Below are 9,010 nucleotides of genomic sequence, written 5' to 3'. Positions count from 1 at the left end.
TGTGAAAGGTCTTGCCCTGGTCACGGCCGTCATCGGCGATCGTGACGTCGATCTCTTTACGCATGGATTACCTCAGTTCGGGACGCTTTGAACGCTCTGCCAGCGGATCGCGAAACGGCGCGGCTGCAGGATCTTGGCCGCCGCCGGCATCGGCGGCAGGCTCACCAGGAAGCCCTTGGTGGAGATGTAGGAGCGGCCGAGCGACGGCAGCGTCGTCGAGCCATTGGCCGTGTAGACGTCCTTGGCCTGCACCTGCGTCGCCGCCCAGGTTTCGAAGAAGGCGATCGACGGGGAATCGGCCTGCAACACGAACGTCTGGTTGATCGGGTTGTAGACGAAGCCACCCGACAGGATGCCGTCGACGCCCATGGCGGTCTCCACCTGGTCGACACTGTCCATGTCGTAGATGTTGTCGGTGGCGAAGCCTTGCAGTTGAACCGGGGTCGGAAAGAGGTTCGGCACGGCAAGGGTAATGACCGCGTTCGCGGCGGTTAGGGTCGACATGGTCTGGCTCCTGACGGGTGGATTGGTTGCCGCTTACTGGACGAGGGTCGAGGTCAGCTCGATCTGCTGCACGGACTCGCCGTCCATGTACCAGAAGTTGATCGGCGGGCTCTGGCGGGCCTGGCGCACCTGCGGGGTGGCGTCCTTGACCTGGAGATACCAGCCTTGCAGCTGGAGGGTGTCGCTCGCCTTGACGCCGGCGGCCGAGTTGATCTGCGCGATCTGGAGCGCCGACAGCGTCACGCCGGCGCGGATCGCACCGAAATTCAGCGCCTGGTTGATCGGGTCGAGGCAAGCCGCCTTGATCAGCTCATAGCCGGCCGCGTTATACGGCACCGAGTTGATGTTCTGGAGCAGCTCCATGAGGGAGAGCTGGAGCTGGTTGTTCAGCCAAATCTGGTTGATGTAGCTGTCCAGCCATTCGAACTCGCCCGACACCGTGCCGTTCTGGAACTCCAGGAACTGCTGCGCGGCCGTGGCATAGGCGCCGTAGAAGTTATAGCCGTTGGCGATGAGGTTGCTCGCCACCGTCGCGGTAGTGACACCCGCCACAAGCCCATCCTGCCCCCGGAATGCGAAGATGATGCGGCCGTTGGTCTGCTGGAAGTCGATCGAGGCCGCCGCGCCGCAGATGAAGGCGGCGATCTGCGCGGGCGTCGTGGTCCCGCCGGCCGGATGGTAGATGGCGCAGGTGCCGTCCAGATTGGCGCTCGCGATGATATTGCCGAAGCTCGACGTCGCATCGTTGCCTTCGGTGGGCGTGATGTCCGTGTCCCAGGCGATGTAGGCATAGCGCTTGTTGGTGTTGTTGACCCACTCGGCAAAGGCCTGCTTCTGCACGCTACCCGAACCGCCATCGGGATCGAAGATCGTCATGAACGTCGCCCAATTCTGGGTGAGCTGGGTGATCGCAGCCATGAAGGCGGCAGGCGTCGTTCCATCGGCGCCCTGAGAGAGCGTCGCGCCGGTCGCCTGGGTCAGGAAGAGACCGGCCGCGACCGAGCCGGTGGCGAAGGCGACGGACGACGACGCGCCGACAACGCCCGAGGTGATGACGAAGCCGCCGGAGACTGAGTCATAGGTGACGTCCAGCGGCGTGGCCGACGCCGTGATAGCGCCGCTCGCCACCGTCTGGGTCTTGTCGACGAAGTATGTGCCGGTAAGGCCCTCACCGGTGCCAAGCTGCACGATGCGCGTGCCAGCCGTCACCCCTGCACCGGCAAGCGTCTGGCCGACGGCCAGGGTGCCGTTTGCGAGCGCAGTGACCGTGAGAGTGCCATAGGTCGCAGAGACCGCAGTGCTGGCGACAACCTGCTCGATCGACACGGCATACTCGCCGATGCCGCCGGGCGTTCCCGAGAGCTGGTCAGTGATCTGCGTGCCGGCCGAGACGCCAGCGCCGGAGAGCGCCGCGCCGGCGACCAGAACGCCCGACGTCACGCCGGTCACATACATGACATTGCCGGCGATGGAGGCGGTCACGGCTGCCGTCGCAGGGGCGATCGCGCCCGTCACGGCGGCTGCTTGCGGAGGAGCGGAGTTCAGGTCGGTTTGGATCAGCGCCGCGGCGGCCGAGAAGCTGCTTGCGCTCGACAGGTCGATGGCGTTCGCGGTGCGCACATAGCCGTCGACGTTGACGCTGAGCGTGCCGCTCAAAGCCTGGAGCTGCGCCAGCGAGAGCTGGTCGGCCTTTCCGCCTTGCAGATAGGCCGCGACCGAGGCGGACGCATACTGCGCGAACAGGATCGTGGCCGGCTTCTGGGTGGAATTGTTGAAGCCGTTGAAATAGACCGCCGCGATCTCGGCCTCTTCCGAGGACGGGCCGAAGAAGTTCGACACCGACACACCGTCGTTCGGAAACGAGAGCACCTGCCCAATCGGGACGCGGGTGTTTTGGGTCAGCACGAGGCCGTTCATCACGAGCGCGTTGCCGCCCGCGTTGAGAACGTTCGGAATGACGTTCACAAGCTGCGAGGCCGGGATGGTCGTCATGGACCAGGTCCTTTCTGTTTGAGGGTCAGGCCGGGAAAGTCGCTTCGACGTTGGCGACGTCGATCACGGCTTGGTCGGCGAATTGCTGTGGCAGGCCGATTGCCTGATTGGCCTGCAGATGCACGTCGACGACATAGCGGGTCTCGTATTGCTGCTCGCCGTTGAAGAACGGGACCTGCTTGGGATCGTCGGCATAGAGCGGCGCGCCATCCATGCCGGCATCCGCGAAATACCTGGTCGCCCGCTCATCGCGGATCAGGGTGGCAATCGTCTGCGCCATGTCGGACGCGCTGCCATCCGACGCGCTGCGCACGTCAAGCTGGATGACGACGTCGGTCGGCTGCACGATGGTCTCGGCACCGCTCGACAGGATCTGCGCTGGCACGGTCTGTGCCGGCGTGATGGTATAGGTTCCGACGCCGCCCGGCGTACCGCCGGTCTGCTCGCTGATCACCGTGCCTGCTGTCACCGGCGTTCCGAAGACGCTCGCCCCTACCAGGAGCGCGCCGAAGGCGACCTGAGTGACGGTCATCACCGCATCGGTGATCGAGGCCTCAAAGGCGCAGTCCTGATAGGCGTCGACGTTGGTCGAGAGGCGACCGCGGCGGCTCACCGTCATGGTGACGAAATCGCCAGCCGGCTCCGGGACGCGGTTGTCCTGCGCCGATATCACCTCGACGCCGGCGGGCAGGATTCGCAGCAGAAAGCCGCGCAGGACCGTCTGGATGCCAGACTGGCTGGGGACCGGGCCGCTCATCAGACGCTGGTGCCGATCCCGCGCACCGTGGCCTCGCTGGCGCCGACCGGCTGGCACCAGACCTGGTCGCCGGCGGCGAGCGGGAACGGAACGAAGGTCTGGGAGAGCAGGACGCAGTCCGAGGCGCCCTCAGCCGGCTCGCTGTCGGCGATCGCTGCCAGCACGCCGCCGATGCTTGTCACCTGCAACAGCGCCGATGAATAGTTGGCGCCGTCGGCGACCTTAGTCCACTGGCCGGCGGGGCATGGCACCGAGAAGGTTCCGTTCGCCATTTCAGGCTCCATCCATTTGTAGGGTCAAGGCGCACTTGCACCAGTCGGGCCACGACTCGAGCACCTGCGCCACGAGCCACGTGTTGCCTTCCGGGAAAGTTCCGGCGGGGAAGACGAAGAGATCGCCGCCGACTTGCAGCTCGCGCACCACGCCGAGAGCCGAGCCGTTCAGGTAGACGGCGCGGCGCACGCCTTGAATGTTGAGGCCGTCGAGCAGCTGCAGGTCGTTGTAGCTCAGCGCCTGCGCCTGCAGAGAGACGCCAGGCACATCGTTGTAGGTCGGCGAGCGCGTGCCGTCGGCCGCCGTGGCATGGCCGGTGGACCGTTTCAGCGTGGCGGTCACGAACGGGTTCACCGTCCCGATCGCCGGCGAAACGATGCCGTGCAGGTTCATCGCCGATCAGCCGACGCGGTAGACCGTGAAGGTGCCGGCGCCCGTGTTGCGGAAGCGCAGGATGCCACTCGACGGGATCGTGGGGCTGCTATGGGCCGGAAAGTCCATCGAACCGACCAGCGTCATTCCGGCGTTGGTGGTGATGGTGGCATCCTCGGCATCGACGATGGAGGTGTTGATCACCGAGACGTCGAAGGAGTCGTTGGCCTCAAAGTCGGCCGGCAGCGCTGCCTGGAGCGCTGCACCGGTCGGGAGCTGCTGCACTGAGGCAGCGCCGGCGCCCTGTTGGATGGTGATGATGCGCGTGAGCAGATCGGCGGGCGTGAGCGTGCCGGAGACGGTGTGTGCTGCCGGCGCGCCCTGCGTGCTGCCGACCTGTGCGGAGGCGGTCCAGATGGCGGCGCCAGGGGTCGCATCGACGCAGACAAACGCGGTGTCGGTCGCGGTGTTCACCCAGGCCGAGCCGACTTGATAACCCTCGCTCGAGTCGTTAGCGGCGGCCGGATCGGTCACGGCCGCGAAGTTGTTCTTGAATGCAAGGTCGGCTGGAATGTCGCCGAGGTTGCTCGAAAAAAGGACGGCCCTCATCGTAGTGGTCTCCGGGTTCAGGATTTCTTGACGGCATAGTCGACCGAGGCCAGCATGTGGCCGGTGTCGACGAGCTGCTTGTCGTTGCCCTTGCGGGCGATGGTGGCGGGCTGCAGCGGCGGGCCGTCATAGGCAGTGATCGCCGCCTGCAATTGGCCCTTGATGGCCTCGCCCGTCTGGCCCAACGTCTTTTCGGCGTCGTAGCCGTTCGCGACGAGCAGGTTGCCCACGGCGTCGGGCCACTCGGGGCTCTTGTCTTCGATCATGCCCCGGAAAAACGGGCGGGGCGGCGTGTCGCGGCTGCCGAACTCGTTCAGCGCCGCGACCAGCGCGACGGACGTGCCGTCTGGATAAGTCGCGCCCTCCAGGAAGCCGACTTCGACCGATTGGGCCTTCTGCAGGCTCTTGGCTATCTCGGCCAGCCTCGCGGCGAGCTTGTCGCCGCCGGAGAGCTCGACCATTGCCTTACGCCTCCGCCTTGGCCTTCGGATCGGCGACGGGATCGGCAGCGCCGGTTGCGCCGGTTGCTCCGGTGGCACCAGTCGCGCCAGCGTCGGCCGCTGGACCGGTCGCTCCGCCGACAGCCGGGCCGGTAGCGCCATCGGTGACAGCCGTGGCTGTAGCGATCTCCGGCTGATCCACGGGAGGCGGCGGAGAGGCGAGGCGCAGGCTGCGCTCCAGGGTCTGGATGCGGTCTTCCGCGTGCTTGCGGAAGGCGCGGAACTCGCGCTGCAATTGCTGGAGGAGGTCCATGGACGATATCCTTTACTGGTTGAGCCACGGGTTGAAGGCGCGGCGCGGGCCGGGGATGTAGCGCATGGTCCGGTAGGCGGCGGTGGCCTGCCAGTAAGCCGCGCCGAATTGGGTTTGCATGAACCAGGCGTTGCTGGGCGTCACGGGGAAGTCGGCCTGCACCGATACGCTGCCCTCGGCAGCATTGGAGACCCGCCCAACGATCCCGGCCGGCGCCTGACCGTTTGCGCCGTACATGAGCTGGCAGATGTGCGCGACCATCAGGTTGAGCAGCGTGGTCTGCGTCGCGGCATTGGTGACGGGGCCGCCGCCGTCATTGCGACAGTAGAGCGTCGCGACCGGGAGCGCGCCCTGCAGAACCTGCGGCTGACTGAGCGATGCGAACTGCGGGTAGATCGCCACGAAGGCGGCATAGTCGAAAGTGACGATGACGCCCATGGCGACCTCCAGTGTTCGCCCGCGTCAGAGATTAGGCCTCTTCCTTTTTGTAGGCCTGGATGCCGCGCGGCAGGTTGTTGGGATCGACCGGTTCGAAGCCCGATTTCTGGGCTGCGTGCTCCTTGATGAAGCCCTCGACCATGTCGGTGTCGTCGTGCGCCCAGATCAGGTTGTTCTTGACCGCGTCGAGATCCTTGTTCTGGTCGAGCCAAGCCTTGAAGAAGTCCCCGTCGACACCTCTGGTCAGCGCATAGCTGCTCGTGACCGCGGCCGGTGCCTGCTCGGTGCGGCGATCGAACGGGCGGCTATAGCCCTTGATGGTGACTGGCTCGCCAACGACCTGTGCGCGCTTCACCTTGCGAAAGCCGCCACCGGCCGTCGGCTCGTTCACATCCTCCATCTTGTGGAGGCGCAGGACGAGGCCATGCGGCAACTTGCAGGCGACGGTTACTGTGGCGGACATCGTTGTACTCCGGTTGAAAGAAAACGCGCCTCCTCGAGGCGTCCGGGCCGCGCCAGAGATGATCGGCGGTGCCCCCACCAACAATCACCAGTGACGCGGCCCGAAGGATGGAGCGGATGCCAGGTGTCAATCCTGGCTCAGCGCCTGTGGAACAGGCACCTCTCACGGAGCATCCGCAAACTGAGAAGGGGACGGCCGGACCGCTCGCTACCCACCCCGGCTTGGCGATGGCTTCGGTGGTTCAACGTCCAGTCGTCCGGAAATTCCGGATAACTGCCTACCACTGCCTGCAATCGCCTCACGGGCCTAAGCCTCGCCCGTCCGCCCGTCCCCTGGTTCCCTTGCGGGAACTGAGAAACGAGACCGCTGTTTTCCGATGGTGCCGTGTGCGGCGCGCTCCGTCGGTGGGGCTTCGAGGGTTGGGGACCTCTCGCGGTGCTCCCCTGGAAATGCGGGGGCCGCCGGGTTATCGCCGAACTCGATCAATCCCTTTGGCCATGCGTTCCCCGTGTCGGACCGGATTGTTGCACCGGACGGGTGCTGCATTTCGAAGTCTCGCGCCTGCGATCACAGCCGTGGCGCACGGCTTATTTTCTGCCCGACCGCTGGGGAGGCACGGTTGGAACCCTTCCCCGTGCCCTGCCTCGTGAATCACTCCGTCGACACCGTCTAGATCGGCCTCGACTTCATCGTGAGGGTCCCGGTAAGAAACCGAAACTCTGCCAGGTCTCCCAACCTGGCCGTCCGCCGGGGTCTCCCATGGAAGACCTATCTCTGCATTCGGGGCGCGGCGGCTTCCCCTTTGATCCAGAAGACCGCCCCGTACACCGAAGTGCAGAGGGGACGGCCATGTTGGTTGCGGGGGTTGGATTTGAACCAACGACCTCCAGGTTATGAGCCTGGCGAGCTACCGGGTTGCTCCACCCCGCGAGCCGAATTGGTGCCATATTGGTTACGACTGTGTCAATAGTGGCAACAAACCAAACCGGAAGCCGCCCCTCGCCAACGGCATCGGACTTCAGTCGAGCGGAATTGACTCGGTTCTGACTTTTTCTGGGTGTATTATTTCCCAATCCGTAACGGCAGAGAGGCGCGCGGATGCTTGGGAGCAGTCCTCATGCTTTCGCCCCGTCTGGGGAGACGAGCAGTTTGTCACAGTATGGAGTGGCGGAATCCGCCGAACTCGAAATCCTAGCCAACGCGGTCAGCGACTATTGCGGGAAGCACAAGATCGCGCTCGAGGAAGATCGCGAGCAGATAGCCGTGAAGGTCATGTGCCTCTACCGGCGAGGCATAATCGATCCAATACGACTATCAGAAGAGCTTGAGCGGGTGCGGTACGCCCGGCCTGGCTGGTAGCCCGGCCTGCAAATCCTGTGTCACCTAGATAAGCAGGCCGGGCTGTTCAGGCATGTACGCGGTACCGGCATGACCTTACGTTAGGCTGCGCTCATATAGTGAACGAATGGTGAATCGCGGCCATGCCGGGCGTCGTTAGACGCCCAGCATCTGGGCAATGCCCATCGGCTGGCGGATGATCGCGCCCCAGGTGCCACTGGTCATCTTCTTCTTCCACGAAGACATGGCGCGGATGATGGGGTGCGTACGCAGCTTCTCGTTAAAGGAGCAATAGCCGGTCTTCTGGCCTTCGATCGCGTCGGCGATCAGCTGCACCTGGTTGCCGGCCGCGATGCCGACCGGGTTGATCGCGGTCTGCGCGCCATACTGCACCGCCGTCTCGACCCGGATGTTCGGGAAGTTCTTGCGCAGCAGATCCTCGACGTTGACGTTGAAGGAGTTCGTCGCGGTCATGGCGAGCTGCGATTCCGGCGACAGCGCCAGTGTCATCTTGGCCTTCTGGTCGATCAGGCCGGCAGTCTGGGTGACGAGCTGGAGCCAGAGCGCCTGGATGTCGGCGTAGATTTCGTTCGCCGTGGCGACGATCTGGCCGTTGTTGATCCACTTCACGCCGCCGTAGGCCTTCGGTGCCGGGGTGATCGGCGCCGAGAGGTTCGGGTCGTTGAGGAGACCATAGTTCTGCAGGCCCTGCACACCCTTGAAATAGGTGGTGTTCAGGAAGCGGGCGAGCACGGTGGTGCCGGCGCCGTCGACCTCGCCGACCCAATTGACGCGGCCGAGGCCGGCGCGCTCGATCTCCAGCTCGCCATACTCGGCGATCGTCTGGAACAGGTAGGACTGGCGCTGCGGCCAGTTCATGTTCGCACCAGAGCGACCGTTGTCGTTGAAGTCGCCATAGCTCGACACCTCGCCCGTCTGCTCGACGGTCGGGAACATCGCGGTCTGGTCGATCCAGGTGCCCTTGCGGGTTTCGCCGAAGATCACGGCGGCCTGCGTCGGGGCGAAGAGGATGCGGTAGACCTCGGGGTCCACCAGCGTTGTCAGGAACGCCGGAATGCCGGCGTTCGGGGCGGTCGCCAGCTGGGGCTGCGCGTCCATCGCGAGATGGTTGGTGCGGAAGCCCTCAACGACATAGGCGACCGCCTGAGGCAGGTAGATGCCGGCCTGCTCGAACATCGGGCGGTGCTGTGCCCACGTTGCGGCGGCCGTGTTGAAGTCGTGGAATTTCATGGTGGTGTCTCCTCACAGACCGCCGGCTTTCACGCCGGCGCATGGTTCGAGGTTGATGGGAGGGGTTGGTTAGCCCTGCGGCCACGAGCTGATCTTCATCAGCTCGCCCGGCTGGGCGAAGGAACGCACGGTCCACTTGGTCTCGACGTTGGTGGCCGCGGTGAGAGCCGCCGCGTTGACGACGGTGTTGACGTCCACCGCATAGGTGCCAGCGCCGCCGGCCGGGCCGGTGAGCTGCTGGGTGATCGTGGTGACAGCGG

At 64.9% G+C, this 9,010-nt stretch carries 12 protein-coding genes, 1 tRNA gene and 1 pseudogene; 1 reads left to right on the top strand and 13 read right to left on the bottom strand.

What is annotated here, in order from left to right; all coding sequences use genetic code 11:
- Positions 1-72: 72 nt before the first annotated feature.
- From EOA28_RS14810 to EOA28_RS14760, 11 genes are all read right to left on the bottom strand, one after another.
- Complete coding sequence (locus tag EOA28_RS14810; RefSeq protein ID WP_067328704.1) at positions 73-504, bottom strand: hypothetical protein; 432 nt, start codon at positions 502-504, stop codon at positions 73-75.
- Positions 505-537: 33 nt separating this feature from the next.
- Complete coding sequence (locus EOA28_RS14805) at positions 538-2,496, bottom strand: DUF3383 family protein (RefSeq protein ID WP_128314998.1); 1,959 nt, start codon at positions 2,494-2,496, stop codon at positions 538-540.
- A 25-nt stretch (positions 2,497-2,521) separates the two neighbouring features.
- Complete coding sequence (locus tag EOA28_RS14800; RefSeq protein WP_128314997.1) at positions 2,522-3,253, bottom strand: hypothetical protein; 732 nt, start codon at positions 3,251-3,253, stop codon at positions 2,522-2,524.
- A complete protein-coding gene (locus EOA28_RS14795; protein WP_128314996.1) occupies positions 3,253-3,525 on the bottom strand; it encodes a hypothetical protein in 273 nt (90 codons plus the stop codon). The genes EOA28_RS14800 and EOA28_RS14795 overlap by 1 nt, the downstream gene beginning before the upstream one ends.
- Position 3,526: 1 nt before the next feature.
- Positions 3,527-3,919, bottom strand: a complete 393-nt coding sequence (locus tag EOA28_RS14790; protein ID WP_128314995.1) for a hypothetical protein — start codon at positions 3,917-3,919, stop codon at positions 3,527-3,529.
- A 6-nt stretch (positions 3,920-3,925) separates the two neighbouring features.
- Positions 3,926-4,507: a hypothetical protein gene (locus tag EOA28_RS14785; RefSeq protein ID WP_128314994.1), complete on the bottom strand. Its 582-nt coding sequence runs from the start codon at positions 4,505-4,507 to the stop codon at positions 3,926-3,928.
- A gap of 17 nt (positions 4,508-4,524) precedes the next feature.
- Positions 4,525-4,968: a hypothetical protein gene (locus EOA28_RS14780; RefSeq protein WP_128314993.1), complete on the bottom strand. Its 444-nt coding sequence runs from the start codon at positions 4,966-4,968 to the stop codon at positions 4,525-4,527.
- A 4-nt stretch (positions 4,969-4,972) separates the two neighbouring features.
- A complete protein-coding gene (locus EOA28_RS38835) occupies positions 4,973-5,260 on the bottom strand; it encodes a hypothetical protein (protein ID WP_189342048.1) in 288 nt (95 codons plus the stop codon).
- A 12-nt stretch (positions 5,261-5,272) separates the two neighbouring features.
- Positions 5,273-5,698 carry a DUF4054 domain-containing protein gene (locus tag EOA28_RS14770; protein ID WP_128314992.1) on the bottom strand — a complete coding sequence of 142 codons (426 nt, stop codon included), beginning with the start codon at positions 5,696-5,698 and terminating at the stop codon, positions 5,273-5,275.
- A 31-nt stretch (positions 5,699-5,729) separates the two neighbouring features.
- A complete protein-coding gene (locus EOA28_RS14765; protein WP_128314991.1) occupies positions 5,730-6,161 on the bottom strand; it encodes a hypothetical protein in 432 nt (143 codons plus the stop codon).
- Positions 6,162-7,014: 853 nt separating this feature from the next.
- Positions 7,015-7,091 (bottom strand) — tRNA-Met (locus EOA28_RS14760).
- Between the two features lie 219 nt (positions 7,092-7,310).
- Here EOA28_RS14760 and EOA28_RS14755 point away from each other — a divergent pair.
- Positions 7,311-7,520 carry a hypothetical protein gene (locus EOA28_RS14755; RefSeq protein ID WP_128314990.1) on the top strand — a complete coding sequence of 70 codons (210 nt, stop codon included), beginning with the start codon at positions 7,311-7,313 and terminating at the stop codon, positions 7,518-7,520.
- Positions 7,521-7,655: 135 nt separating this feature from the next.
- Here the strand turns inward: EOA28_RS14755 and EOA28_RS14750 are convergent, their stop codons facing one another.
- Together EOA28_RS14750 and EOA28_RS38830 are read right to left on the bottom strand one after the other, a co-directional pair.
- Positions 7,656-8,750: a hypothetical protein gene (locus EOA28_RS14750; protein WP_210214944.1), complete on the bottom strand. Its 1,095-nt coding sequence runs from the start codon at positions 8,748-8,750 to the stop codon at positions 7,656-7,658.
- Positions 8,751-8,819: 69 nt separating this feature from the next.
- Positions 8,820-9,010 (bottom strand): annotated as a pseudogene (locus EOA28_RS38830) (hypothetical protein); the annotation flags it as partial.

The organism is Mesorhizobium sp. M2A.F.Ca.ET.067.02.1.1 (assembly GCF_004023285.1).
Classification (GTDB): Bacteria; Pseudomonadota; Alphaproteobacteria; order Rhizobiales; family Rhizobiaceae; genus Mesorhizobium.
Note: the sequence above shows the minus strand (reverse complement) of the source record. Positions and strands in the feature narration are given on the sequence as shown.

What these genes read in the sequence shown, in the direction of transcription:
- EOA28_RS14795 (WP_128314996.1), bottom strand. Translation starts at nt 3,525, where the DNA reads ATGGCGAACGGAACCTTCTCGGTGCCATGCCCCGCCGGCCAGTGGACT.
- EOA28_RS14770 (WP_128314992.1), bottom strand. Translation starts at nt 5,698, where the DNA reads ATGGGCGTCATCGTCACTTTCGACTATGCCGCCTTCGTGGCGATCTAC.
- EOA28_RS14780 (WP_128314993.1), bottom strand. Translation starts at nt 4,968, where the DNA reads ATGGTCGAGCTCTCCGGCGGCGACAAGCTCGCCGCGAGGCTGGCCGAG.
- EOA28_RS14785 (WP_128314994.1), bottom strand. Translation starts at nt 4,507, where the DNA reads ATGAGGGCCGTCCTTTTTTCGAGCAACCTCGGCGACATTCCAGCCGAC.
- EOA28_RS14790 (WP_128314995.1), bottom strand. Translation starts at nt 3,919, where the DNA reads ATGAACCTGCACGGCATCGTTTCGCCGGCGATCGGGACGGTGAACCCG.
- EOA28_RS14810 (WP_067328704.1), bottom strand. Translation starts at nt 504, where the DNA reads ATGTCGACCCTAACCGCCGCGAACGCGGTCATTACCCTTGCCGTGCCG.
- EOA28_RS14800 (WP_128314997.1), bottom strand. Translation starts at nt 3,253, where the DNA reads ATGAGCGGCCCGGTCCCCAGCCAGTCTGGCATCCAGACGGTCCTGCGC.
- EOA28_RS38835 (WP_189342048.1), bottom strand. Translation starts at nt 5,260, where the DNA reads ATGGACCTCCTCCAGCAATTGCAGCGCGAGTTCCGCGCCTTCCGCAAG.
- EOA28_RS14750 (WP_210214944.1), bottom strand. Translation starts at nt 8,750, where the DNA reads ATGAAATTCCACGACTTCAACACGGCCGCCGCAACGTGGGCACAGCAC.
- EOA28_RS14765 (WP_128314991.1), bottom strand. Translation starts at nt 6,161, where the DNA reads ATGTCCGCCACAGTAACCGTCGCCTGCAAGTTGCCGCATGGCCTCGTC.
- EOA28_RS14805 (WP_128314998.1), bottom strand. Translation starts at nt 2,496, where the DNA reads ATGACGACCATCCCGGCCTCGCAGCTTGTGAACGTCATTCCGAACGTT.